Raw genomic sequence first — 25,476 nt, 5'->3', positions numbered from 1 at the left:
GCCATCGCGAGGACCCTCGAGGTCGACCTCCATGATCTCCAGCGGCTTTCCGGCGGCGACGGCAACAGCGGCGCGCGTTTTCATCAGGCAATCCTCCCAAGACGGTCTGCAATCCAAGCTAGATTTAACTTACCATTCAGCTCCGCGCTATGCACGAAGCGACGTTCCGACCCCGGATTTTCGTCAGCGCTCACCGATCTACATCCGGGATAGGCTCCGACTTTGCCTTGACCGCCCTTCTGAAGCCCATAAAACGGGAAGCCCGTTAAAAAAGGGCAGCCGAGGGACGAGGCCTGCATGTTCACAAAGATCCTGGTCGCCAACCGTGGCGAGATCGCCTGCCGCGTGATCAAGACGGCGCGCAAGATGGGCATCGTCACCGTCGCGGTCTATTCCGATGCCGACCGCGACGCCGTGCATGTCGAAATGGCCGACGAGGCGGTGCATATCGGGCCTTCGCCGGCCGCGCAAAGTTATCTGGTCCCGGAAAAGATCATCGCCGCCTGCAAGGCCACAGGAGCAGAGGCCGTGCATCCCGGCTACGGTTTCCTGTCCGAGCGGGCATCCTTCTGCGAAGCGTTGGAGCAGGAAGGCATCGTCTTTATTGGCCCGAAGCCCAAGGCCATCAAGGCGATGGGCGACAAGATCGAATCGAAGAAGTTCGCCAATACGGCCAAGGTGTCGACGGTGCCCGGCTGGCTCGGCGTCGTCGAGAACGCCGCCCATGCCGAAAGAATAGCCGGCGAAATCAGCTATCCCGTGATGATCAAGGCTTCGGCCGGCGGCGGTGGCAAGGGCATGCGCATCGCCTGGAGCAAGGCAGAGGTGCGCGACGGCTTCGACCGGGCGCGGTCGGAGGCCAAAAGCTCGTTCGGCGATGACCGCGTCTTCATCGAAAAGTTCATCGTCGATCCGCGCCATATCGAAATCCAGGTGCTCGCCGACGCGCATGGCAACACGCTCTATCTCGGCGAGCGCGAATGCTCGATTCAGCGCCGCAACCAGAAGGTCGTGGAGGAGGCGCCGTCGCCGTTCCTCGACGCCAAGACCCGCAAAGCCATGGGCGAGCAGTCGGTGGCGCTGGCCAAGGCCGTCGACTACCAGAGCGCCGGCACGGTCGAGTTCATCGTCGACAGCGACAAGAACTTCTATTTTCTGGAAATGAACACGCGGCTGCAGGTCGAGCATCCGGTGACGGAGCTCATCACCGGCATCGACCTGGTCGAGCAGATGATCCGCGTGGCAGCCGGCGAAAAGCTCGCCATCAAGCAGAGCGACGTCAGGCTGAACGGCTGGGCGGTGGAAAGCCGCCTCTATGCCGAAGATCCTTATCGCAATTTTCTGCCGTCGATCGGCCGGCTGACGAAGTATCGGCCGCCCGAGGAAGGAAAGTTCGGCGACATCGTTATCCGCAACGATACCGGTGTCACCGAAGGCTCGGAAATCTCGATGTTCTATGACCCGATGGTCGCCAAGCTGTGCACCTGGGCGCCAACGCGGCTGGTGGCGATCGACGCCATGTCGGAAGCGCTGGACAGTTTCGTCGTCGACGGCATCGAGCACAACATACCGTTCCTGGCGGCGCTGATGCAGCATCCGCGCTGGCGAGAAGGTCAGATATCGACCGGGTTCATCGCCGAGGAGTATCCCGACGGCTTCGCGCCCATTGTGCCAGACGCCGAGGAGAAAGCGGTGCTGGCCGCGATTGCCACCGCGGTGGAACTGCTGCGCCGCGATCGGCTCGACCGGCTGGGCGGGCGGCTGGCGCCGCATTCCGGCGCCTTGAAACGCGATTGGGTGGTGAAGATCGGCCCGGACTATCTTTCGGTCGCCATCGTCGAAGGGATGATTTCCATTCCGATGGAGCTCGACCTCACAATCGACGGTGGCAAGGCACTGACCGTGGCATCCGACTGGCGGCCGGGCGATCTCATCTGGCGCGGCACGGTCGGCGGCCGCAAGGTCGCGGCGCAAGTCAGGCCGGTGCTGAACGGGTTCCGCATCGCCTGGAAAGGCATTTCGGTGACAGCCCGCGCCATGCTGCCGCGCACTGCCGAGCTCGAAAGGCTGATGCCAGAAAAAGTGGCGCCGGATACCTCCAAGATGCTGCTTTGCCCGATGCCCGGCCTTGTCGTATCGATCGCTGTTGCCGAGGGGCAGGAGGTCAAGGCCGGCGAGACGCTTGCCGTGGTCGAAGCGATGAAGATGGAGAACGTGCTGCGCGCCGAGCGCGACCTCATCGTCTCGAAGCTCAACGCCAAGCCCGGCGACAGCCTTGCCGTCGATGCGGTGATCATGGAATTCGCGTGAGGCTGTAATCTGCTTGAGGTTGGCGGGACGGAGGGGGAGCGAAGGAACGCGACCTTGCAATTGGTTGAGCACGCTCGCTTGAGGAGGGACAAGGCGAGGGGCGTGCGGAATTCGCTTTTTTTGCCTCACAACGTATTTTGTTCTTGCTTTGTGCCGGCAGCTATGCTAGTAATTTGGATATGGTGCTAAATGGCTCCAACGACCCGCCCGCTGTGGCGGGTTTTGTGTTTCCGGCCTGAGGTTGGCGGCGCCCCTCTCTGTCCTGCCGGACATCTCCCCCACGAGGGGGGAGATCGGCAGCTTCGGCGGTTGCTCTAAACGTCCAAAGCTCCAATCGCTTCTGCTGGACTCATGTTATCTGCTGCCGGACAATACATCTTGATCGACTGAGTCCCTGTGAGGCGGCGCGAAAAAACCATGACGGATGAGAGACTTCCACGCGATCCCTTGCTGCGCGAGGCCTATGCAAAGGCGTCGCGGGCAGAGGCGGCGGCGCGTCGGTTCATTCATCTGCGCGTGCATTCGGCCTATTCGCTGCTCGAAGGTGCCTTGCAGCTCGGCAAGATCGTCGGCCATGCGGTGCAGGACGAATGCCCGGCAATCGCCGTCACCGACACTAACAACCTGTTCGGTGCGCTGGAATTCGCGCAAAAGGCAGTGAAGGACGGCATCCAGCCGATCATCGGCTGCCAGATCGACCTCGCCTTTTCCGGTGAGGCGAACGACAGCCAGCGCGACCGCAGGCGGCAGGGGCCGGAGATGCGGCCGGTGGTGCTGATCGCCGCCACCGAGGCCGGCTACGGCAATCTGGTCAGGCTGGTCAGCCGCGTCTACCTCGAGACACCGCCCGGCGAGGCGGTGCATCTGACGAGCGAGATGCTGCAGGGAAATTCCGACGGTCTGATCTGCCTTACCGGCGGGCCGCGCGGTCCGATCGGCAATGCCTTGAAAGAGGACCGCCGTGAACTAGCCGAGACCCGGCTGCTGGCGCTCAAGGGCCTGTTCGGCGACCGGCTCTATGTCGAACTGGAACGGGTCTCCGGCTACGACCGCGCCATCGAGCAGTCGTCGGTCGATCTCGCCTACCGCCACGATCTGCCGCTGGTTGCCACCAACGAAGCGTTTTTCTTCTCTCGTGAAGACTATGAGGCGCATGACGCGCTGATCGCCATCGCCGAAGGTTCCGTGGTTGCGGCCGATAATCGCCGCCGCCTGTCGCCCGACAATTTCCTGAGAAGCCAGGCCGACATGGCGAGGCTGTTCGCCGACCTGCCGGAAGCAATCGACAACACGGTCGAGATCGCACTGCGCTGCTCCTACTATCCGAAGACACGAAACCCGATCCTGCCGCGCTTTGCCGGCCGCGATGTCGCCGACGCCGATGCGGCGGTCAAGGCGGAGGCGCAGGAGCTTGCCAGGCAGGCGCATGAAGGGCTGGAGGCGCGGCTGGCGGCGCACGGGCCGACGCCCGGCTATACAGTCGAGCAATATCGCGAGAGGCTGGATTTCGAGCTCGGGGTCATCGAGAAGATGAAATATCCCGGCTATTTCCTGATCGTTGCCGACTTCATCAAATGGGCCAAGGCGCAAGGCATTCCAGTCGGCCCGGGCCGCGGATCAGGCGCCGGCTCGCTGGTCGCGTATTCGACGACCATCACCGACATCGATCCGCTGCGTTTTTCGCTGCTGTTCGAGCGCTTCCTCAATCCCGATCGCGTGTCGATGCCCGACTTCGACATCGACTTCTGCCAGGACCGGCGCGAGGAGGTCATCCGCTACGTCCAGCAGAGATACGGCCGCGACCAGGTCGGCCAGATCATCACCTTCGGTACCCTGCAGGCGCGCGCCGTGCTGCGCGACGTCGGCCGCGTGCTGCAGATGCCTTACGGGCAGGTCGACAAGCTGAGCAAGATGGTGCCGTCGAACCCGGCCAATCCGGTCAAGCTCGCCGACGCCATCGCCAACGAGCCGCGCTTTGCCGAGGAGGCCGAGCGCGAGCCGATCGTACAGACGCTGCTCGACACGGCGCAGAAGCTGGAAGGTCTGTACCGACACGCCTCGACTCATGCCGCCGGCATCGTCATCGGCGACCGGCCGCTGTCGGAACTGGTGCCGATGTACCGCGATCCGCGCTCGGACATGCCGGTCACCCAGTTCAACATGAAGTATGTCGAGCAGGCCGGGCTGGTGAAATTCGACTTTCTTGGCCTGAAGACGCTGACGGTGCTGGACAGGGCGGTCAAGCTGATCCGCCGCCGCGCCATCGAGATCGATCTCGCCCACATTCCGCTCGACGACCCAGAAACCTACGCCATGCTGTCGCGCGGCGAAGTGGTCGGCGTGTTCCAGGTGGAAAGTGCCGGCATGCGCAAGGCGCTGATCGGCATGCGGCCCGACTGTATCGAGGACATTATCGCGCTCGTTGCGCTCTACCGGCCGGGGCCGATGGAGAACATCCCGACCTACAACGCCAGAAAGCACGGCGAGGAGGAGATGGCGTCGATCCACCCGAAGATCGACCATCTCGTCAAGGAGACGCAAGGCGTCATCGTCTACCAGGAACAGGTGATGCAGATTGCGCAGGAGCTCTCCGGCTATTCGCTGGGCGAAGCCGATCTGCTGCGCCGCGCCATGGGCAAGAAGATCCGCGCCGAGATGGACAAGCAGCGCGAGCGCTTTGTTTCGGGCGCGGTCGAGCGCGGCGTCGGCAAGCCGCAAGCCGACTTCATCTTCGACCTGCTGGCAAAGTTTGCCGACTACGGTTTCAACAAATCGCATGCCGCCGCCTATGCCGTCGTCTCCTACCAGACCGCCTATCTGAAGGCGCATTACCCCGTCGAATTCCTGGCGGCATCGATGACGCTCGACATGGGCAATACGGACAAGCTCGCCGATTTCCGCCAGGATGCGCTGCGCCTCGGCATCGAGGTGGTGGCGCCGTCGGTGATGACGTCGTTCCGGGATTTCGAGGTCGGCGAGAACCGCATCTTCTATTCGTTGGCCGCGCTCAAGGGCGTCGGCGACGCCGCAGTCGAGCACATCGTCGCCACGCGCGGCGAAAAACCGTTCAAGAGCCTCGCCGATTTCTGCGAAAGGGTCGATCCGAAGATCGTTGGCAAACGCGTCTTCGAGAGCCTGATCATGGCCGGCGCGCTCGACTGCTTCGGTCTCGACCGGGCGGCGATGATGGCCGGCGTCGAGCGGATGATGGGGCTGGCGTCCTTGGCGCAGCAGAATGCCGTCACCGGCCAGCACGACATCTTTGGCGCCTCGCTGGGCGCACAGTCGCAGGCACTCAACTTGCCGGCGACCGACCCCTGGCTCGCGGCCGACCGCCTGCACCGCGAGTTCCAGGTGGTCGGGTTCTATCTCTCGGCGCATCCGCTCGACGAATACAAGGCGGCGCTGCAGAAAATGCGGGTGCAGACCTGGGCCGAATTCTCGGCCGCCGTCAAACGCGGTGCGGCCGCCGGCCGGCTCGCCGGGACGGTGACCACCAAGCAGGAACGCAAGACGCGCACCGGCAACAAGATGGGCGTCGTGCAGTTTTCCGACACGTCCGGCCAGTATGAAGCGGTGCTGTTTTCCGAGGGACTGGCGCAATATCGCGACCTGCTCGAGCCCGGCCGCTCGGTGGTCATCACCGTTTCGGCCGAGGACAGGCCGGAAGGCGTCAATCTGCGCATCCAGACCGTGCAGTCGCTGGAGGACGAGGCAAGCCGCATCCAGAAAGCGCTACGCATCTTCGTGCGCGACGCAGCACCGATCGGCACGCTTGCCGGCCAGCTTGCCGTCAAGGGCGAGGGACAGGTAAGCTTTGTGCTGATAAAGGATGACGGCCAGGGGGAGGTCGAGATCGAATTGCCCAGTCGTTATCGTATCTCGCCTCAGATCGCGTCAGCCATGCGCGCGGTGCCGGGCGTGGTTGAAGTGGAGCTGGTTTAAAATACCGAAACCTTCGGGTTTTGGCGATTGGGGGGCGCCATGGATGAACGCGCAGCCGCTTTCGAACTAACACGGATGGTCAACGGGTACCGCGTCTCGCAGGCGATCTCGGTCGCCGCGACGCTCGGCATCGCCGACCACATCAAGGACGGCAAGCGCTCGGCAGCAGATCTGGCAAGCCTGACCGACACACATCCGCGCGCGCTCTATCGGTTGCTGCGGGCGCTTGCGGCGGTCGGCATATTTCACGAGGCAGAGGACGGGCAGTTCTCGCTAACGCCGCTTGGCGGCGCCTTGCGCTCCGATGCTGAGTTTTCCGCTGCACCCTGGGCCGCCTTCGTCGGAAGACCCTATTACCGGCAAGCGTGGAGCGAACTGCTCTACAGCATCCAAACCGGCACGAACGCATTTCGCCACGCGCATGGCAAGGGCGTCTGGGAATACCGGGCAGAGCATCCAGAGGAGTCCGCTATCTTCGATCGCGCCATGGCAGCGAATTCGCGCGGCGTGGCGGCAGCCATCCTGGCGGCGTATGATTTTTCGTCGTTTCCGGTCATCATGGACGTCGGCGGTGGCCAGGGCGCGCTGCTTGCCGAAGTCCTGGCCGCGACCCCGGGCAGCCGCGGCATCCTTTTCGACCAGCCGCATGTGGTAGCGCCGGCCGCCTCGGTGCTGGCGGCGAAAGGTGTCGCCGATCGCTGTGAGATCGTCGGAGGCGATTTCTTTGCCGAGCTGCCCGTGGCGGCCGACGCGCTGCTGCTCAAATGGATTTTGCATGACTGGGACGACGAGACCAACGTCGCGATCCTGCAAAACTGTCGCCAGGCGATCCGTGCGGGCGGCAAGTTGCTGGTTTTTGAGGCCGTGCTTGAGCCGCCCAATCAGGGGGCGAATGCCAAATTCTCCGACCTCAACATGCTGGTCGCGCCCGATGGCCAGGAGCGGACGGCCGATGAATTCAAGTCGCTGCTGGCAAAGGGTGGCTTCGAGGTGACCGAGATCATCCAGGCGGGGCCACGCATCAGCGTTCTAGAGGCAAGGCCGGTTTGATCGCGGCTGAAGCCATTTGCCGCAACCGCCGGGATCGGTCGGATGGCGCAAGCTTCCGCCTGCCTTGTCGAATGGACGGCCGTCGCAGCGAAGGCTATCGCGATCGTCATGAAGGTAGCTGACAAGAACGGAGCCCAAGATATTTCAGCCTTGGCCCGGCTGCGCGACATGTTGCGCAAGCTGTATCACGGGCGCACAGCGGCGGCGTTCCGGTTTCAGCTTGCGGCCGTTGTCATCGACCTTGCCATCATTGCCTTTTTCATCGCCACGCCGGTGATCCAGAAGTCGTCTTCGTTCCTCTGGCTGGACTACTCCGTGGCAGCACTTGTCGCCGCCGACATGATTGCCCGGCTGCTTGCCTCCAACGACATGCTGCGCCTGATGAAACAGCCGGCGTCGTGGATTGATGCCTTCATCCTGCTGACTCTGCTGATGCCTACGGCGCTGGCCAATCTCGGTTTTTTGCGCATCCTGCGGCTGTGGTCGCTGTCGCGTAGCGGCGCGCTGTGGCGATTTCTCGAGATGCGCGGCTTCAGGCGATGGCGCGAGGCGAGCCGTGCGGTCATCAATTTCCTGACATTCCTCTTTGTCATCACGGGTTTCGTCTACACCTTCTTCTTCCGCACCGTGGGTGGTCTCGAGGGCTATGTCGATGCGCTGTATTTCACGGTCGCCACGGTCACCACGACCGGTTTCGGTGACATCGTCCTGCCCGGTGTGGCCGGCAAGCTCACCGCGATCGCCACCATGATCATTGGCATATCGCTGTTCGTCCGGCTTGCACAGGCGCTCTTCCGTCCCACCAAGGTGTTCTTTCCTTGCCCGCAATGCGGGCTGCAGCGGCACGAGCCCGACGCCGTTCATTGCAAGGCCTGTGGGCACGTTCTGAACATACCCGACGACGGCGATTGAAACGCAGGGCTACGCTGCCGCCACTTCCGCAGGTTTGGCGGCTTTTTTCTGCAGGTTGAGCAGATTGCCAAGCAGGATCAGCAGGGCGCCCCCGGCGGTGAAGGCGTCGATCTGCTCGTGATAAAGCAGCCATCCGATCATCGCCGACAGCGGTACGCGCAAAAAGTCCATTGGCGAGATGACCGTCGCATCGGCATAGACAAGTGCGCGGGCCATGCAGAAATGCGACGACATGCCGGTAAACGCGATCAGCAGGATCCACGGCCAGAGCTCGAGCGACGGGTTGCGCCATTCGTACAGCGCCGGGACGAGGCCAAGCACCGACTGGATGATCAGCATCCAGAAGATGATGCGCACGACGCTGTCCGTCCGCGTCAGCGACTTGACGAGAACCACCGAGACGCCGAAGCAGACCGCTGCTCCCAGCACGATAACATGCCCCGGATTCACCGCGCCGACGCCCGGACGCACGATGATCACCACGCCGATCAGCCCCAGCACGATCGCCGCCAGCCTTGGCCGGGAGAGCCTTTCGCCGAGGAAAGCTACCGCCAGCAGCGCAGTCCAGATCGGCGTCGTGAATTCGATCGAGATCAGCACCGCAAGCGGGATCAGCGTCAAGGCATAAAGCCAGGCAGCCTGGCCGGTATAATGGACGACGTTGCGGGCGAGATGGGCCAACGGGCGTCCGGTGCGCATCGCCGGAAAACCGCCTGACATCATGACCAGCGGCAGCAGGATGAAAAAGCCGATCACCGAGCGCAGCTCGAGCACCTGGAAGACGTTGAGTTCTGCCGTCGTGGCGCGGCCGGCCACCGACATCGCCAGGAACGAGGCGATCGACAGCGCCATCCAGAACGCGGCCTTGGGGATCGAGGGTGCGGGTGTCATGGGCGCTATGTCGCAAGCCGGCGCTTTCATCGCAACCGCTAGCCGACGCATTCGACTGGGCCAGCCGTGAAGCGTTGCAAACAGTGATGTTGAAGTCGGAACCCGCTGCTGAGGGAAGCGTTGGTCCCTCAGTGTTTGCGTGCTGTGTTTTGGATACCAACGAGGAGCGGTCCGATGAAATCACTTGCACGATTTGTACTTGCCGGGTGCCTGACGGCCGGGGCCGGCGCAGCGCATGCCGACGATCCGGATTTTCTTCGCTCATTCCAGGGGAATTTCGCCGGCAAAGGCACCGTCAAGGTCACCACCGATGCGCCGACGGTGAATGTCTCCTGTCATTTCAATTCCGACGCAACATCGATCTCGCTATCGCTCGACGGCAGCTGCCGCGGTCTTATCGTGGTGACGCGCGCCATCAGCGCCGATCTCAAATCGAGCGGGACGAAATACACCGGCACCTATGTCGGATCGCGCACCGGGCCGGCGCAATTGAGCGGCAGCCGCTCCGGCAACGCAATCAATCTCGGCATTCGTTGGGCCAAGGAGGTCAATGGCGACCGCAGGGCGCAAATGACTGTTGAGAAAACCGGCGAGGACGGCATGCGGCTGACCGTCGTCGATACCGATCCGAAAACCGGCAAGAGTGTGGTGACCAGCAGGATCGATCTGCGGCGCACCTGACTATCACTCCTCGACCGGTTCGGGCGGATGGGCATCGCGGCCCTTGCCGAAGGTATAGCCGGTTTCCACCGCCCTGCGGCCGAACTTGCCGCGCAGCGTGTCGATGGCGCCTTCGGCCATGGCGCGCTTGCGTGACTGGACGTCGACCAGGTCGGGCGGGTCCGCCCGGTCATCGTCGGAGAGATCGCTGACGCCAATGCCGAGCAGCCGGTATTTCGTGCCATCCGCTTCCTTGCGCAGCAGCTCGAGCCCGGTCTGAAAGATGCGGTCGGCCAGCCGGGTCGGATCGCCGAGTTGGCGATTGCGCGTGCGGATCTTGAAATCCTGGGTCTTCAGCTTGAGGACGACGGTGCGTCCGGCAATGCCGGATTTCTTCAGCCGGGCCGAGACTTTTTCCGACAGCGCCCTCAGCACCGAAACCAGTTCGTCGACGGAGGCGATGTCGGTATCGAAAGTGGTTTCCGCCGAGACGCTTTTCGCGTCCTGGTCGGGAACGACGCGACGGTCGTCCTCGCCGCGCGAAAGCCGGTAGAGCCGGTCGCCCATGACGCCGTAGCGGCGCATCAGATCGCCACGTTCCATGCGCTGCAACTGGCCGATGGTGCGGATGCCGTCGCGCTCGAGCGTGGCGGCAAAGGCCTTGCCGACCCCCCAGATCAGCGTCACCGGCTGCTCGGCCAGGAAGCCGATAGCCTCGGCCTCGCCGATCACCGAAAAGCCGCGCGGCTTGCGGAAGTCCGACGCCACCTTGGCCAGGAACTTGCAGTAGGAAAGGCCGGCCGAAACGGTGATGCCGATCTCCTTTTCCACGCCGAGTGCGAAGCGCGCCAGCACCACCGCAGGCGGCAGGCCATGCAAGCGCTCGGTGCCGGCGAGGTCGAGAAAGGCCTCGTCGATCGAGAGCGGCTCGACCAGCGGCGTCAGCGCCTGCATCATGGCGCGCACCTCGCGGCCGACGCGCACGTATTTTTCCATGTCCGGCGGGAGGACCACCGCTTCGGGACAGGCTTCGAGCGCCTTGAACATCGGCATTGCCGAGCGAACGCCATGGATCCGGGCGATGTAGCAGGCGGTGGATACGACGCCACGCTTGCCGCCGCCGATGATCAATGGCCGGTCCTTCAACGCCGGGTTGTCGCGCTTTTCGACCGCCGCGTAGAACGCGTCGCAGTCGATATGGGCAAGGCGCAACCGGTAGAGCTCCGGATGGCGCGCGAGCCTTGGACTGCCGCAGCGCTCGCAACGGCGTGCCTCGCTGCGCTGAAAATTCAGGCAGTCGCGGCAAAAACCGTGTTCGGGGTTGTTGACAGGAGCCGCCATCGCTGCGAACATAAAGAGAACAAATGCAATGGTACGTCAGGACGGACGCCACGACAAGGCGGTGGGCCGGGAGAGAGCTCATGAATACGACCATAGCGCCGCTAGTGCCTGAGCTTTGGGCGGATTTCGAGGATCTTTTCGGCAAGCAGGGCGCCTGTTACGGCTGCTGGTGTACGCATTTCCGGTTAGCGCCTGCGGTGCGCCGCGCGAGCAATCGCGAGCGCAACAAGGACCACATCAAGGCGCGAATCGAGGCCGGGCCGCCGCCCGGCCTGTTGGCTTTCGAGGGTGGCCAGGCGGTCGGCTGGATGCAGATCGGCCCGCGTGCCGACGTGCCCGAATGGAACAACCAGGGCAGGGGGTCGGCGCCGATCGACCCCGCCGACGCCGCCGATCCGGGCGTCTGGGCGATCTCCTGCTTCTTCATCCGCACCAAGGCACGCGGCAGGGGCCTGTCGCACCGCCTGGTCCAAGGCGGCATCGAGTTCGCCCGCCAGAACGGCGCGCGCCTGATCGAGGCCTGCCCCATCGACCTGTCGAAGGATTCGCGGTCGATAGGGCTGTTCGTCGGCTCGTCGCGGGTCTTCGAAAAGGCCGGGTTCCAGCGGTTGGTCGAACGCAAGCCAGGCCGACCGCTGGTGCGGCTGGTGCTTTAGGCAATGCCGCAGGCCATTCGGGTCGCGCCGCCTCGCCTTGCGGTTGGGGTGGTAATTTCCTACGAAATGAGAAAGTGCAGATAATTCCAATGGCCCAACGGAGAATGAGCGTGAACCGTGTCCTGCCAGTCGTCTTTGTGCTCGCGCTCAGCGCACCCGCCTTCGGCCAAACCGTTGATGAGCAGGGCGCGAAGCAGCTTTCCGAGAATCTGGCCCGCTATGTCGGCAGCCAGGCAATCGACAAGGGTGTCGCAAAGGTTTCGCTTGAGGGCGACGCCTATAAGATCGCCTTCGACTTCAAGGCGCTTGCCGGGATGTTGCCGAAGCAGAATTTCGCGAAATTCAACTTGGCGCCCTATGCCCTCCTTGCCAAACCGCGCAGGGATGGGAAATGGGACGTCTCGGCGGACATGTCGACCAGCGCTTCCTTCGAGGTCGAGGGGCCGCAAGGGCCGCAGAGCACCCAGTTAGCAATCGCAGGCGGCAAGTTCGCCGGCGTCTATGATCCCGAGTTGGCGGCTTTCGCCAGCGCCACTACATCGATGACCGGCATGACGATGGACTCCCGGGACGCCATGCAACGCGTGAAAGTGAGCACCGGCCCCGGTACGGCCACCATGAGCGCCGCCAAGGCGGTGAATGGCGGCGCCGACTTCACCATGACGCAGACGATAGCGGTTTTTGCCGAAGCGATCGACTTTGACGACCCCAATAGCGGGCTGAAATTCCCGCTCGCAATCACGTCGCCGGGACTGTCGGTCAATGCGACCGGCAAAGGCATACGAACAAAGCCGCTTCTCGATCTTCTGGCATTTGCAGTGGCCAATGAGGACGAGGCCAAGCTCAAAGGCAATCAGGCGCAACTCAAATCGCTGCTGCTCGCCGCATTGCCGCTATGGGAGCGGATCGACGGAACCTACGGGTTCAAGGATTTCGCCGTGGACAGCCCCGTCGGACGTTTCGGCGCGGCGGAACTGGGCACCAGTTTCGGGAGCGACGGCATCGCGCAGAACGGGACGATCAACTATGCAATCAGAGCGGCAGGGCTGACGATACCTCGAAACGTGCTGCCGAGCTGGAGTGCCGCGCTGTTGCCCACCGACATCGACCTGAATTTCGGCGGCGCCAATATCGATCTCGACAGTATGACTAAGAAGGCCATCGAAGCCTTTGACCTGAACAACAAACCGCCGCTGCCGGCCGACTTTGGCGATCAGATCAAGGCCGATTTCATGGCCAAGACGCCGAAATTCGTCATCGGGCACAGCACGGTGAAGAACGGCGGCATCGAGATCGTGCTGGAGGGCGAGATGACGTTTCCAGGGGCGACGCCGATGGCAAATGTAACCCTCGACATCACCGGATACGAAAAAATCGTGGAGACCTTGCAGACGGCGGCGAAGACAGACCCGCAGGCCGCGCAGTATTTTAGCGGCGCGCTGGCGATCAAAGGGTTTGGCAAGACGCTGCCGGACGGCCGGCTGGAATGGGTGATCAACACCAAAGCCGACGGTTCGGTGACGGTCAACGGCGCCATGCTGAAGCCGGCCGACTCCGTCGGGACTGACGACAGTGGGGAAGAGGCAACGCCGTAAAGCACCAGCAGTGGCCGTCGTCTGCGGCAGGTTCTTCGATCTGCCCGCAGTCTCGGGATCGCCGCTTATATCGAATGCTCGTGATTGTCGTCGCCGAGCGGCAGCGCCCGCAATGCCTTGCCGACTGCGGCGGGCGGCGTTCCGGTCTCCTCGGAAAAACGCATCAGCGTCGGCTCGTGGGCAAGGATGAACTGCAGCACGCCGGCCAGGAATCCCGGTTCACCCGCCGCCTGGCGGATGGAATGAGCTTCGATGCCGGTCATCGCCAGGAAGCGGGGCAGAAGTTCCGGATCGGCGGCGACGAAGCCCAGCGCCTTTACGGCAATGGTTTCCGCTTCCTCGCGCATTGACGCTGCGTTTGCCATCGCTACCTTCCTTCGTGGGCGGAATCGTTCTGTTTTCGCAGTAGTGGCAAGTGTCGCCGGCAGCAAGCTCGCCGACCTGGAATCCGAAAGCTTTTAGGGCGGCCGGTTTCCGTTTCGTCAATCATATTGCCGTATAGTGGGAACAGGTTTGGTGCGTGCCGACAAGGGGCGCATGACGGCACCCTTCGAGTGGAAGGTCAGCCGGGACGGGAAATCGATGCCAAAGAAGGTTATGATCGTCGAAGACAACGAGCTCAACATGAAGCTCTTTCGCGACCTCATCGAAGCGAGCGGCTACGAGACGGTGCGCACACGTAACGGCCTCGAAGCGCTGGATCTGGCGCGGCAGCACAGGCCGGACCTCATACTGATGGACATCCAGCTGCCGGAAGTATCGGGCCTCGAGGTCACCAAATGGCTGAAGGAGGACGATGATCTCCACGTCATCCCGGTCATTGCGGTCACCGCCTTCGCCATGAAGGGGGACGAGGAGCGCATTCGCCAGGGTGGCTGCGAGGCATATATCTCCAAGCCGATCTCGGTGCCGCGTTTCATCGAAACCATCAAATCCTACCTGGGCGATGCCTGATGTATTTTTCCAGCCGAGCCGGAGCTTTGTGAAATGACCGCGCGGATCCTCGTCGTCGACGACATCCCAGCCAATGTCAGGCTGCTGGAGGTTCGGCTGCTCGCCGAATATTTCGAGGTTCTGACCGCCACCAACGGGCCGGACGCGATCGAGATCTGCGAGAACGGCAAGGTCGATGTCGTGCTGCTCGACGTGATGATGCCCGACATGGACGGGTTCGAGGTCTGCCGGCGGCTGAAGGGCGACCCGGCGACATCGCACATCCCGGTCGTGATGATCACCGCGCTCGACCAGGTTTCGGACCGGGTGCGCGGCCTCGAGGCCGGCGCCGACGATTTTTTGACCAAGCCTGTCAACGATCTGCAGCTGATGACGCGCGTGAAGAGCCTGGTCAGGCTGAAGTCGCTGACCGATGAGCTGCGGCTGCGCGCCTCGACGACACGCAATATCGGCATCGAGGAGCTTTTGAGCCGCAACTTCGCTACCGATGACGCGGTGCCGAAGGTGCTGCTGGTCGACGAGCGCAAATCCTCGTTCGAGCGCATCCAGAAGATGCTGCGCGGCAGTGCCGCTCTCGACGTCGCCAACGATCCGCATGCCGGCTTCTTCCAGGCCGCCGAGCTGCCCTACGAATGCGTGATGATCTCGACGGCCTTCGCCGATTTCGACCCGCTTAGGCTCTGCTCGCAATTGCGCTCGCTTGATCGCACCCGTTTCCTGCCGATCATCCTTCTGGCGGACGAGGGCGAGGAGGGGCGTATCATCCGCGGCCTCGAACTCGGCATCAACGATTATCTGATGCGGCCGATCGACCAGCAGGAGCTGACGGCGCGGCTGCGTACGCAGGTGCGCCGCAAGCGCTACAACGACCAGCTTCGCGCCAGTGTCACCCAGACCATCGAGATGGCGGTGACCGATGCCCTGACCGGTCTGCACAACCGCCGCTATCTCGACAGCCATCTGCAGACGCTGTTCGACCGCGCCGTGGCACGGCGCCGGCCGCTGTCGGTGATGATCACCGATCTGGACCGCTTCAAGAGCATCAACGACGCGCATGGCCATGACGGCGGCGACGACGTGCTGCGCGAATTCGCGCGGCGGCTGCGCAAGAACGTGCGCGGCATCGATCTAGCCTGCCGCTTCGGTGGCGAGGAGTTCGTGGTGGTGATGCCGGACACGGACGGCGCGGTAGCCGAAAAGGTAGCCGAACGCATTCGCGCCGAAATCGCCCAACTGCCGTTTGCCGTTGGCAGCGAGGGCAAAGCGATCGAAGTCACCGTCAGCGTCGGCGTGTCGTCGGTGCTGAAAGGCATGGACACGGTCGCGGCGCTGATGAAACGCGCCGACCTTGCGCTCTATGAGGCCAAGAGCGGCGGCCGCAATCGCGTCGTCGCCAAGGCGGCGTAGCACCATGGACGAATTAGCCAGTCAACCCGACAAGGTTACGAATTTACCTTAATCCAAGCGAGTTGCGAGGCTTGGTTAAGAAACTGTTGATTTTCATAAGTTGTTGCGCAAATGTGCAGCCCTTAGACGTAACCGGCACGAGGTCTAGATCGCCGGTTCGACCGAAAGAATACCCCATGATGCTCAGGTCCGCCGCATCTCCTGGGTCCGTGGGGTCGGCTGGCCGGCGCTGGCACATAGTGGCCTCCTCGTACCGCTGCCAAACGCCGGCCGGCCCCCAATTTTCAAAACACATCAGGATTCTGCACCAAGACCCGGAAAACGCTTTGGTTTTGTTGCGACAGCGACAGCGCCCTTTGAAATAGCCGGCTGGGCAGAGCGTATGCGCCCGCAGTCGGTTGACAGGGCCTGTCTTCTATGCAGAAATTGGTTGGACCATTGAGCCATTTGGTGACCCGTTGGCATGACCGAATTCGGCCTTTCCCCCATACAGGCAACTGCTCGCGACGACGCGGTGCTGAAGGCGCTGGCCGGCTTTGTAATGCGGGAAGCTCTCGGGCCCGGCCAGAGACTGCCGACCGAACGCATCCTGGCCGAGCGCCTCAAGGTGAGCCGCAACACCGTGCGCGAGGCGCTGACGCGCTGGGAAGGGCTCGGCCTGGTCGAACGGCGGCAAGGCAGCGGCACCTATCTCAAGGGAGTGGTCTCGCTGGACATGCTGCACATGCCGCTGACGCTGGCCGGCGGCAATGATTTCACCAGCCTGATGCAGACGCTGGAAATCCGCCGGGCACTGGAAGCGGAAGCCGCCGCCCTGTGCGCCGTTCGCGCGGACCAGGCCGAGATCGCCGAGATCGCGCGCAAGCTCGACATTATGGAGCAGGCCTTCCACACCCGCGCAGGGATGTCGGCGGAGGAGGACTGGGAATTCCACCAGTCGATCTACCGCAGTTCCGGCAATCCGCTCTTCGAGCAGATCATCGCCGCCATGCACGAACTGTTCCACCGTTTCTGGGAGCATCCGCTCGGCGTGCGTGATTTCGGCCACGCCAGCTTTCCTTACCACCGCACCATCTACGAACGCATTGCCGCGCACGATCCGGAGGGGGCCCGGGCCGAGGCGCTCAAGCTGATCGCCACCGTCGAGGACGATCTGAAGCGCGGCGCGGCCAAACTCGAACTTTCAGGCCAGAAATGAGCGATCATCCCGCCGGTTTCGAAAACGACTATCTCGCCGAGGCGGCGACGCTTCTCGCCCATGACGAACCTTTCCCCGGCGGTGCCGTGGTGCCGCCGATCTACCAGACTTCGCTCTTCACCTTCTCCAATTATTCGGAGATGGCCGATACATTCGCCGGCAGGCGACGCCAGCCGATCTATTCGCGCGGCGACAACCCGACGGTCATGGAGTTCGAGGCGCGTGTCGCCGCTCTCGAAGGCGCGGAGGCCGCGCGCGGCTTTTCCAGCGGCATGGCGGCGATCGGCGCCACGGTGCTTGCTTTCGTCGGTGCCGGCGAGCGCATGGTTGTCGTGCGCAATTGCTACGGCGATGCCTACCGGCTGTTCGAACGGCTTTTGCCACGGCTCAACATCAAGGTCGACTATGTCGACGGTTCCGATCCGGACGCGGTCGCCGCGGCACTCCCCGGCGCCAAGCTGCTCTACCTGGAAAGCCCGACGTCGATGATGTTCGAGCTCCAGGACATAACCCACCTGGCGCGGCTGGCCAAAGAGCAGGGCATCGTCACCACGATCGACAATTCCTGGGCGACGCCGGTGTTCCAGAAGCCGATTTCGCACGGTGTCGACCTGGTGCTGCATTCGGCCTCGAAATATCTCGGCGGCCACAGCGATACCGTCGCCGGTGTGGTGGCCGGTTCGGCTGCCCATATCCGCCATATCAACGAGCAGACCTATTCCTACCTCGGCGGCAAACTTTCGCCTTTCGAGGCCTGGCTGTTGCTGCGCGGGCTGCGCACATTGCCGCTGCGGTTGCCGCATCACATGAAGAGCGGGCTGACCATCGCCGAACGGCTGAAAGCGCATGGCCATGTCGAGCGGGTCAACCACCCGGCCTATTCCAACCATCCGGGCAAGGCGACGCTTGCCGGCTATGCCGGGCTGTTCTCATTCGAGGTGACGGAAGACGTCGACATCCCGGCTTTCGTCGATGCGCTGAAACTCTTTCGCATCGGCGTCAGCTGGGGCGGCCATGAGAGCCTGGTCGTTCCAGCAAAGGCCTCGCTCGAGCAGACGCCGGGCCTGAATTCGATGGCGCGCTTCGGCGTCAGCCCGCGAACCATCCGGTTCAGTGTCGGATTGGAAAGTGTCGAAGGCCTGTGGGCTGACGTTGCCCAGGCGTTCGACAAAGCAAAAAGATAAATGGAGCCGTTCAAAATGGGAGTGCTGAACATGAAAAAACTGAGCATCCTTCTTGGTGCCGTCGCAGGTCTGGCGATTTCCGCCGGCAGCGTGCTGGCCGATTCCACGGTCAAGATGGTCGAGGTCATCACCAGCCCGCCGCGTACCGAATTCCTCAAGAAACAGATCGCCGAGTTCGAGGCGGCCAATCCGGGGGTCAAGGTCGAGCTGGTATCGCTGCCCTGGGGCCAGGCGTTCGAGAAGTTCCTTACCATGGTGCAGGCCGGCGACACGCCCGACATCGTCGAGATGCCGGAACGCTGGATGGGCCTCTATGCGACCAACGGCCAGCTCGAGGATCTCGGGCCATATATGGCCAAATGGGACGATGCCAAAACGCTGGGCGAGCGTGCCAAGCAGTTCGGCTCGACGGTCGACAACAAGCAGTACATGATCCCTTACGGCTATTACCTGAACGCGCTGTTCTGGAACAAGAAGCTGTTCAAGGAGGCCGGTCTGGACGGTCCGCCGGCAACGCTCGATGAATTCGTCGAGGACTCCAAAAAAATCTCGGCAATACCGGGCAAATACGGCTACTGCCTGCGCGGCGGCCCTGGCGCCTTCAACGGCATGCACATGTTCATGAACATTGCCGCGGGCAAGGGCGGCTATTTCAACGAGGACGGCACCTCGACCATCAACGAGGAAGGGTCGGTCAAGGGCCTGCAGATGCTCGCCGACATGTACAAGAACGGCCTGGCGCCGAAAGACGCGGTGAGCTGGGGTTTCAACGAGACCGTCACCGGGTTCTATAGCGGCACCTGCGCCATGCTGAACCAGGATCCCGACGCGCTGCTCGGCATCGCCGACAAGATGAGCGCCGACGACTTCGCCGTGGCGCCGATGCCAGTCGGTCCGAGCGGCAGATCCTATCCGACGCTCGGTTATGCCGGCTGGGCGATGTTCGCCAATTCCCAGCACAAGGACGATGCCTGGAAGCTGATGGCAACGCTTTTGTCGCCCAAGGACAATCTGGAATGGGCAAAGGAAGTCGGCGTCATTCCAATCCACAACGGCGCCGACCAGGACGCTCACTTCAGGACCGAGCAGTTCAAAGGCTGGTTCGAGGAACTGAACAACGGCGACAAATACGAGATGGTGACGCCTCCGACGCATCTGGAAAATCTCGGCAATTTCGTCGACCAGGTGGCGATCAAGAATTTTCAGGAAGTGCTGCTTGGTCAGAAGGCGGCAAAGGACGTGGCCGACGAATGGGCCAAGTTCCTGACCAAGGAACAGCAGGACTGGATGGCCAAGAACAAGAAATAGCTTTCCTCCCTTCTCCCCGTTCACGCGGAGAAGGTGTCAAAAAGTGACAGATGAGGGGCGGCGCCAACCCGTCGTGGCTCGTGGTGCCTCTCATCTGCCTGCCCGTCCTCCGCAGCAGCTGCGCTGCAGCGGCGGAGGGTGGACCGGCATCTCCCCGTAAACGGGAAAGGCGCTGTCGCCAGCCCATGCTTGCCCCAGGAGACAATCCAGCACCCATGACCTACGCCGTGTCCGAAATACGATCCGTCGGCAGGCCGCGAAAAAAGCGGCTATCCCATGCCGCAATCGAGCCCTGGCTCTATCTCAGCCCGGCGATCGTGCTGCTGGTCGTCGTGCTGCTGGTGCCGCTGGTTATCGGTATCGGTTACTCGTTCCGCAAATTCTCCGCTTTCAAATCCGAATATGTCGGACTTGGGCAGTATCAGGCGATGCTGTCGGATCCCGTGCTCGGGCAGGCGCTCGTCAACACGCTGTGGTGGACGGCAGCCAGCCTGTTCTTCCAGTTCTTCCTCGGACTTGGCCTGGCGCTGCTGCTCGACACGCCGTTCCGGGGCAGAAAGATCGTGCAGGCGGTGGTGTTCCTGCCCTGGGCGGTGCCGTCCTTCCTCTCGGGCCTGACCTGGGCCTGGCTGTTCAACCCGATCATCGGGCCGCTGCCGCATTGGCTCTACGCCTCGGGGCTGAAAACCGAGCCGACCAACGTGCTCTCCGATCCCTCGACAGCCATGTGGGGACCGATCGTCGCCAATGTCTGGTTCGGCATTCCCTTTTTTGCCATCACGCTTTTGGCGGCGTTGAAGTCGATCCCGTCAGAACTGCATGAGGCGGCGGCCATCGACGGCGCCTCGCCGTGGCAACGCTTTACCAAGGTGACGCTGCCGTTCCTGGCGCCAACCATCGTCATTACCGTCATGCTGCGCACGATATGGGTCGCCACCTTCGCCGACCTGATCTTCGTCATGACTGAAGGCGGGCCTGCCGGTTCGACGGCCACGGTGCCGGTCTATATCTACGTCAGCGCGTTCAAGTCGCTGGACAAGGGCTATGCCTCCGCTGTGGCGGTGCTGCTGCTTGTGCTGCTCATCGTCTATGCGGTTGCGCTGATCGGCATCCGCCGTTCGCTGGTAAGGCACGTCTGATGATTGCCGGACGCTCCGTCTCCTCGCGCGTTCTCGGCGGCATCGGCCTTTACGGCGCGATCGGAGCCTACATGGCCTTCGCGCTGTTCCCGATCTTCTGGACGTTGAAGATCTCGGTCACGCCGGAGCGGCTGCTCTATTCCGAAGGCATCACTTTCTGGCCGTCGCAAACGACGCTGCAGAACTTCGTCACCGTGCTCGAAGCCACCGATTTTCCGCGCTATTTCCTAAACAGCGTTATCGTTTCGGTGTCGACGGCCGCCTTCGTAACGGTCATTGCCACGCTTGCCGGGTACGCCATGTCGCGTTTTTCGTTCCGCGGCAAGGCGACCCTGGCTATCCTGCTTTTGCTCACCCAGACTTTTCCGCTGGTCATGGTCATTCCGCCGATCTACCGCATCATGGGGCAGATCGGTCTCATCAACAGCCTGACCGGCCTCGTCATCATCTACACCGCCTTCAATACAGCCTTTGCAACCTTCCTGATGCAGTCGTTCTTCGACGGCATCCCGCGAGACCTGGAAGAGGCAGCGATGATCGACGGCTGCACGCGCCTGCAGGCGATGCGCAAGGTGATCGTGCCGCTGACGCTGCCCGGCATGGGGGCGACGCTTGGCTTCGTCTTTACCGCCGCGTGGAGCGAGTTGCTGTTTGCGCTGATGCTGATTTCCAGCGACGAGCAGAAGACTTTCGCGGTCGGCTTGCTCACCTATATCGGCAAATTCGCGGTCGACTGGGGACAAATGATGGCGGCTTCCATCCTGGCGCTGATCCCCGTCTGCGTCTTCTTTGCCTTCCTGCAACGTTACCTCGTCACCGGCCTTACCGCCGGCGCCGTCAAGGGATAGATCGATGGCCTCCGTCACACTCGACAAAGTCCGCAAAGACTATGGAGCCGTGCGCGTCCTGCACGCGGTCGATCTCGAAATCGCCGACGGCGAGTTCGTGGTCCTGGTCGGCCCGTCCGGCTGCGGGAAATCGACCCTGCTGCGCATGATCGCCGGGCTGGAGGAGGTCTCCGGCGGCGAGATCCATATTGGCGAGCGCCTGGTTAACGACATCGCGCCAAAGGACCGCGACATCGCCATGGTGTTTCAGTCATACGCGCTCTATCCGCATATGGACGTGTCGAAGAACATGGGCTTCAGCCTGATGTTGAGGAAGGCCGGCAAGCCAGCTATCGAAGCAAGGGTGGACGCCGCCGCCAAGCGGCTCGGGCTCGATGCCCTTCTGCAACGCCTGCCGCGGCAATTGTCCGGCGGCCAGCGCCAGCGCGTCGCCATGGGGCGGGCCATCGTGCGCGACCCGAAGGTCTTTCTCTTCGACGAGCCGCTTTCGAACCTCGACGCCAAGCTGCGCGTCCACATGCGTGCCGAGATAAAGGCGCTGCACCAGCAATTGAAGACCACTTCGGTCTATGTCACCCATGACCAGACCGAAGCGATGACAATGGCCGACCGTATCGTCGTCATGCATGACGGCCTCGTCCAGCAGGTCGGCGCGCCGCTCGATCTGTACGACCGGCCGGTCAACATGTTCGTCGCCGGGTTCATCGGCTCGCCCGGCATGAATTTTCTGCCTGCCGTGGTTGAAAAGGGAGCCGGGCCGGATGCCATCCTGGCCGACGGCCAGAAGCTGAGGCTGCCCGACGGCCTGCCGCTCAGGGATGGCGATGCGATCACCGTAGGCTTGCGGCCCGAGCATATCCGGCTCGCCGACAATGGCGCGCTGAAAGGCAAGGTGGGCGTGGTGGAGCCGCTCGGCTTATCGACCCAGTTCTATACCAGGCTTGCCGGCCAGCAGGTCTGCGTGTTTGCCATGGGCCGGGCCAGCGTGAAACCGGGTGAAGGCGTGCGCCTGTCGGCTGATCCGGCGTCGCTGCATCTGTTCGATCCGGCAAGCGGCGATCGCATCGACTAGAGCGGTTCCGGTTCTCTTGGAACCGGTAACTCGCTCTAACTATCTGTTTTGCCGCATTTATGCGGACGCCAAATGATTCCATTTGGCTGCAAAATGCTCTAGTCCTGAATTCCCGAAACGAAAAACGCCGCCCGGAAGGCGGCGTTTCAGTACTGCGAGAGAAACCCGATTACTTGATCTTGGTTTCCTTGAATTCGACGTGCTTCTTGGCGACCGGGTCGTATTTGCGGAACGACAGCTTGTCCGTCTTGGTGCGGCTGTTCTTGCTGGTCACGTAGAAGAAACCGGTGTCGGCGGTCGACAGAAGCTTGATCTTGATGTTTGCGGCTTTGGCCATGATGTTCGTCCGTTAATGTTCGTGGAGTTTTGGCCGCTGGAGCACGGGAAACACCCGGACGCGGGAAACTTGCCGCGACACATAAAGAACGCGCCCGGAAAGTCAACCCTTGTCCAGGCTCATGCGTCTTCCGTGACTGGCAACACCTTCTTCCAATCGCCCGTCGTGTTCCACCAGCGGTTCGGGTTGGCGCGGTCATCGAGACCCTTGGAGCGGCTGGCAAGCAGTGGCTGAATGCGGATCACCGGCTCCTGACAGCTGTGAACCTGGTAAATCGCTTCGACGACGCGAGCGGCGAGCTTCTGATCATCGGGCAGTTCGAACGACACCTCGACAGTCCCAGGCCGCCTGCGCAATTCCGTCTCGGCGCCGGCGGCGGCACCTTCAAGCGGCCGGTAGCGTTCGATGCCGTCCGCCGACTGAAAGGCATTGCTGTCATATTTGCCCATTCTGAGCGGCGCGATCGCGACCACCGCTTCCATGATGCGATCGACATCAGCTGCCGGTGCCTGAAAGGTCACCAGCAGCAGCAATTCCATCCGCAGCGATTTCGTTTCAAAGCCACTATCGATCATCCGAGGTCTCCCTGCTTATGCACTTTGGGGGAGCATATACTCGAGCCCTCCTGACATGGTTATGTCAGTAGTTGGTCAGCAGTGGGAGCGATGTCGGAAGCTGGACCGACTCAGAGGATTTTGCGGAGCAGCCTGGTGCCGACCAGCACGATATAGCAGGCGAAGAACAGGCCGAGCGCCCAACCGAAGCCCGACGGCCCGAAAGCGTCCATGCCGATGCCGATTGCCTGCGGGCCAAGCACCATGCCGACGCCGTAGCAGAGCACGAAGGCGGCGTTGGCGGAGGCCAATTCATGGCCGGAAAGCTGCGAGCCGAGATGCGCCAGGCCGATTGTGTACATGGCAGCGACCACACCGCCCCAGACGAACAGAAGCGCTGCCATCATATGCCAGTTCTGCGCGAAGAACGGCATGAAGATTGTGCCGGCAAGCCCGACGGTGGCACAAGCCATCAGCAAATAGCGGCGGTCGCTGACGCGGTCGCTGATCATGCCGATCGGGATCTGCAACAGCACGTTGCCGAGGCCGATCATGGTGAGCAAAAGGGCTGCGTCCGCCTCTGAGTAGCCGATGCGGCTACCATAGACGGGGAACAGCGCAAAGCCGCCGGTCTCGACCGCGCCGAACACCAGCACGGCGGCGGTCGCCGTCGGCACCAGCCAGATATAACGCAGGAAATTGCTGGTTTCGCCGTCCGAGACGATCGTCGGGCTCTCGTTGCGTGCCGCCAGAACCGGTATGGCAGCCAGCGTAACCAGTGCGATGGTGACGCCGAAAGGGAGGAAACCGCTGCTGCCAAGGTGGGCGAACAGCCAAGGCCCGGCGGCAAAGCCGAGAGACAGCACGGTGGCATAGATGCCGAGGACCAGTCCGCGCCGGTGTGGCGGCGCCGAGGTGCTGATCCAGAATTCCGACAGGATGAACAGCACCGTCAGCGCGATATGCAGCAGGACCCGCAGCGGAAACCACATCCAGAAAGCTGGCGCGAAATGGAAACCGACAAAGGCCAGCGCTCCGGCCGCAATCATGGCAAGCATTGTCCAGGCGACCCCGAACCGCATGGCAAGCGGAGTGGCGAGCGGCGCGCCGGCGATCGAGGCGAGGCCGGCGACCGCGGTGTTAAGGCCTATCATCGACGCGGAGTGGCCGCGCGTTTCAAGGATCACGCTGAGCAGCGGCATGCCGAGCCCGATGGCAATGCCGACGACGCTGATCGACGAGATCGCCGCGACCATCGGCAGCCAGTGTACGCGTTCCTTGCCCTGCGGCTGGATGTCGACTGTCATGGAATGCCTGGCTGCTCTAGAGAATTTCGCGGACGAAGCGATTGCGGACAAGCCGGTAGAACGGCACGCGACCGCCGGGGCTCAGCAGCGGATCCTGGGCGAGGCGGGTTTCCAGTCCCTCCAGCACCGTGCGCGTGATGTCTGGGATATCTGCTTGCCTGGCCGCCTTGGCCAGCGGCAGCCAAACGACGTCCTCCAATTCGTTGGTCGGACCGCCATCCGGCAGTTCCACGGCGACATCGTCGCGCCATGCGGCGAGAAAGCGCGTATCGAACCGGCGCACCCGGTTGGGCGGGGTGATGGCGCGTGCGACGAAGCGCAGCGCTTGCAGTGATGGAATAACGCCGTGCTCGACAAAGCCCTGCCAGTCGCGCTTGGCGGTTGCGAAGCCCCCTTTTTGGCCGATCAGCAGGCCGGCCTCCTCATAGGTTTCGCGGATTGCCGACAGGGCAATGGCGCGGGCGCGGGCCGGGCTGGTGCGGCCGATGCCAGCGGTCAATCTCGCTTCTTCGTCGGGATGAAGTGCGGTGGCTGTCCGGATGTGGCTGTCGGCCGGATCGGTGCGGCCGCCCGGAAACACGAATTTTCCCGGCATGAAGGCATGACGGGCGTGGCGGCGGCCCATCAGCACCAGGATTTCGTCGCCCTTGCGGTCGAGCAGGATCAGCGTCGCGGCGTCGCGCGGGCGTATAGGGTTGGCGTCGAGCGCGACCCGCTCAACCTTGTCGACTTCCGCCTTGGTCACAACGTCCATGCGCTCGACCTAGCGGAATCTTCTCCGATGCGAAAGTGGCGTCCAGCCATGCCG

Annotated in this window: 22 protein-coding genes; 15 read left to right on the top strand and 7 right to left on the bottom strand. The window is 62.6% G+C overall.

Annotated features, from left to right (window positions below):
• Nucleotides 1–297 precede the first annotated feature (297 nt).
• From NKJ84_RS26165 to NKJ84_RS26150, 4 genes are all read left to right on the top strand, one after another.
• Nucleotides 298–2,310 carry an acetyl-CoA carboxylase biotin carboxylase subunit gene (locus NKJ84_RS26165; protein WP_352508843.1) on the top strand — a complete coding sequence of 671 codons (2,013 nt, stop codon included), beginning with the start codon at nucleotides 298–300 and terminating at the stop codon, nucleotides 2,308–2,310.
• 417 nt (nucleotides 2,311–2,727) lie between these two features.
• Nucleotides 2,728–6,255, top strand: coding sequence for a DNA polymerase III subunit alpha (dnaE, locus tag NKJ84_RS26160; protein ID WP_352508842.1), 3,528 nt, complete (start codon nucleotides 2,728–2,730; stop codon nucleotides 6,253–6,255).
• Nucleotides 6,256–6,294: 39 nt separating this feature from the next.
• Nucleotides 6,295–7,305: a methyltransferase gene (locus NKJ84_RS26155; RefSeq protein ID WP_352508841.1), complete on the top strand. Its 1,011-nt coding sequence runs from the start codon at nucleotides 6,295–6,297 to the stop codon at nucleotides 7,303–7,305.
• A gap of 108 nt (nucleotides 7,306–7,413) precedes the next feature.
• Complete coding sequence (locus tag NKJ84_RS26150; RefSeq protein WP_352508845.1) at nucleotides 7,414–8,217, top strand: ion channel; 804 nt, start codon at nucleotides 7,414–7,416, stop codon at nucleotides 8,215–8,217.
• A 9-nt stretch (nucleotides 8,218–8,226) separates the two neighbouring features.
• Here NKJ84_RS26150 and NKJ84_RS26145 read toward each other — a convergent pair whose 3' ends face one another.
• Nucleotides 8,227–9,108: a DMT family transporter gene (locus NKJ84_RS26145; RefSeq protein WP_352508840.1), complete on the bottom strand. Its 882-nt coding sequence runs from the start codon at nucleotides 9,106–9,108 to the stop codon at nucleotides 8,227–8,229.
• A 174-nt stretch (nucleotides 9,109–9,282) separates the two neighbouring features.
• On the opposite strand from NKJ84_RS26145, the gene NKJ84_RS26140 reads away from it, so the two are divergent.
• Nucleotides 9,283–9,789: a hypothetical protein gene (locus NKJ84_RS26140; protein ID WP_352508839.1), complete on the top strand. Its 507-nt coding sequence runs from the start codon at nucleotides 9,283–9,285 to the stop codon at nucleotides 9,787–9,789.
• A gap of 3 nt (nucleotides 9,790–9,792) precedes the next feature.
• On the opposite strand, the gene NKJ84_RS26135 is transcribed toward NKJ84_RS26140, so the two are convergent.
• A complete protein-coding gene (locus NKJ84_RS26135) occupies nucleotides 9,793–11,121 on the bottom strand; it encodes a DNA polymerase IV (RefSeq protein ID WP_352508838.1) in 1,329 nt (442 codons plus the stop codon).
• A gap of 68 nt (nucleotides 11,122–11,189) precedes the next feature.
• Between NKJ84_RS26135 and NKJ84_RS26130 the strand changes: the two genes are divergently transcribed.
• Both NKJ84_RS26130 and NKJ84_RS26125 read left to right on the top strand, forming a co-directional pair.
• Nucleotides 11,190–11,765, top strand: coding sequence for a GNAT family N-acetyltransferase (locus NKJ84_RS26130; RefSeq protein ID WP_352508837.1), 576 nt, complete (start codon nucleotides 11,190–11,192; stop codon nucleotides 11,763–11,765).
• Nucleotides 11,766–11,869: 104 nt separating this feature from the next.
• Nucleotides 11,870–13,360: a hypothetical protein gene (locus NKJ84_RS26125; protein WP_352508836.1), complete on the top strand. Its 1,491-nt coding sequence runs from the start codon at nucleotides 11,870–11,872 to the stop codon at nucleotides 13,358–13,360.
• A gap of 65 nt (nucleotides 13,361–13,425) precedes the next feature.
• On the opposite strand, the gene NKJ84_RS26120 is transcribed toward NKJ84_RS26125, so the two are convergent.
• Complete coding sequence (locus tag NKJ84_RS26120) at nucleotides 13,426–13,725, bottom strand: DUF3572 domain-containing protein (protein WP_352508835.1); 300 nt, start codon at nucleotides 13,723–13,725, stop codon at nucleotides 13,426–13,428.
• A 172-nt stretch (nucleotides 13,726–13,897) separates the two neighbouring features.
• Here NKJ84_RS26120 and NKJ84_RS26115 point away from each other — a divergent pair, with 172 nt between their 5' ends.
• From NKJ84_RS26115 to NKJ84_RS26080, 8 genes are all read left to right on the top strand, one after another.
• The gene (locus tag NKJ84_RS26115; protein WP_352876500.1) at nucleotides 13,898–14,314 is read left to right on the top strand and encodes a response regulator; all 417 of its coding nucleotides are present in this window, start codon (nucleotides 13,898–13,900) and stop codon (nucleotides 14,312–14,314) included.
• 33 nt (nucleotides 14,315–14,347) lie between these two features.
• The gene (locus NKJ84_RS26110; protein ID WP_352508834.1) at nucleotides 14,348–15,721 is read left to right on the top strand and encodes a PleD family two-component system response regulator; all 1,374 of its coding nucleotides are present in this window, start codon (nucleotides 14,348–14,350) and stop codon (nucleotides 15,719–15,721) included.
• A gap of 463 nt (nucleotides 15,722–16,184) precedes the next feature.
• The gene (locus NKJ84_RS26105) at nucleotides 16,185–16,919 is read left to right on the top strand and encodes a FadR/GntR family transcriptional regulator (protein ID WP_352508833.1); all 735 of its coding nucleotides are present in this window, start codon (nucleotides 16,185–16,187) and stop codon (nucleotides 16,917–16,919) included.
• Nucleotides 16,916–18,103, top strand: a complete 1,188-nt coding sequence (locus NKJ84_RS26100) for a PLP-dependent transferase (protein ID WP_352508832.1) — start codon at nucleotides 16,916–16,918, stop codon at nucleotides 18,101–18,103. The genes NKJ84_RS26105 and NKJ84_RS26100 overlap by 4 nt, the downstream gene beginning before the upstream one ends.
• A gap of 30 nt (nucleotides 18,104–18,133) precedes the next feature.
• A complete protein-coding gene (locus NKJ84_RS26095; RefSeq protein WP_352508831.1) occupies nucleotides 18,134–19,411 on the top strand; it encodes an ABC transporter substrate-binding protein in 1,278 nt (425 codons plus the stop codon).
• 215 nt (nucleotides 19,412–19,626) lie between these two features.
• Nucleotides 19,627–20,550: a carbohydrate ABC transporter permease gene (locus NKJ84_RS26090; protein ID WP_352508830.1), complete on the top strand. Its 924-nt coding sequence runs from the start codon at nucleotides 19,627–19,629 to the stop codon at nucleotides 20,548–20,550.
• Complete coding sequence (locus NKJ84_RS26085; RefSeq protein ID WP_352508829.1) at nucleotides 20,550–21,398, top strand: carbohydrate ABC transporter permease; 849 nt, start codon at nucleotides 20,550–20,552, stop codon at nucleotides 21,396–21,398. Before NKJ84_RS26090 ends, NKJ84_RS26085 begins: the two co-directional genes overlap by 1 nt.
• Before the next feature lie 4 nt (nucleotides 21,399–21,402).
• On the top strand, nucleotides 21,403–22,470 hold the full coding sequence (locus tag NKJ84_RS26080) for an ABC transporter ATP-binding protein (RefSeq protein WP_352508828.1): 1,068 nt from the start codon (nucleotides 21,403–21,405) through the stop codon (nucleotides 22,468–22,470).
• Between the two features lie 169 nt (nucleotides 22,471–22,639).
• Here NKJ84_RS26080 and rpmG read toward each other — a convergent pair whose 3' ends face one another.
• The 4 genes from rpmG to NKJ84_RS26060 form a co-directional block, all read right to left on the bottom strand.
• Nucleotides 22,640–22,807 (bottom strand): 50S ribosomal protein L33, encoded by a 168-nt coding sequence (rpmG, locus tag NKJ84_RS26075; RefSeq protein ID WP_006201775.1) that lies wholly within the window; start codon nucleotides 22,805–22,807, stop codon nucleotides 22,640–22,642.
• Between the two features lie 119 nt (nucleotides 22,808–22,926).
• The gene (locus NKJ84_RS26070) at nucleotides 22,927–23,382 is read right to left on the bottom strand and encodes a hypothetical protein (RefSeq protein WP_352508827.1); all 456 of its coding nucleotides are present in this window, start codon (nucleotides 23,380–23,382) and stop codon (nucleotides 22,927–22,929) included.
• A 110-nt stretch (nucleotides 23,383–23,492) separates the two neighbouring features.
• The gene (locus NKJ84_RS26065; RefSeq protein ID WP_352508826.1) at nucleotides 23,493–24,668 is read right to left on the bottom strand and encodes an MFS transporter; all 1,176 of its coding nucleotides are present in this window, start codon (nucleotides 24,666–24,668) and stop codon (nucleotides 23,493–23,495) included.
• 16 nt (nucleotides 24,669–24,684) lie between these two features.
• On the bottom strand, nucleotides 24,685–25,422 hold the full coding sequence (locus NKJ84_RS26060; protein WP_352508825.1) for an NUDIX hydrolase: 738 nt from the start codon (nucleotides 25,420–25,422) through the stop codon (nucleotides 24,685–24,687).
• Nucleotides 25,423–25,476 lie beyond the last annotated feature (54 nt).

It is taken from the genome of Mesorhizobium sp. M0048, from assembly GCF_040323405.1.
In the GTDB taxonomy this organism is placed as follows: domain Bacteria; phylum Pseudomonadota; class Alphaproteobacteria; order Rhizobiales; family Rhizobiaceae; genus Mesorhizobium.
The sequence above is the reverse complement of the archived record's forward strand: the minus strand, read 5'-3'. Positions and strand labels throughout refer to the sequence as shown.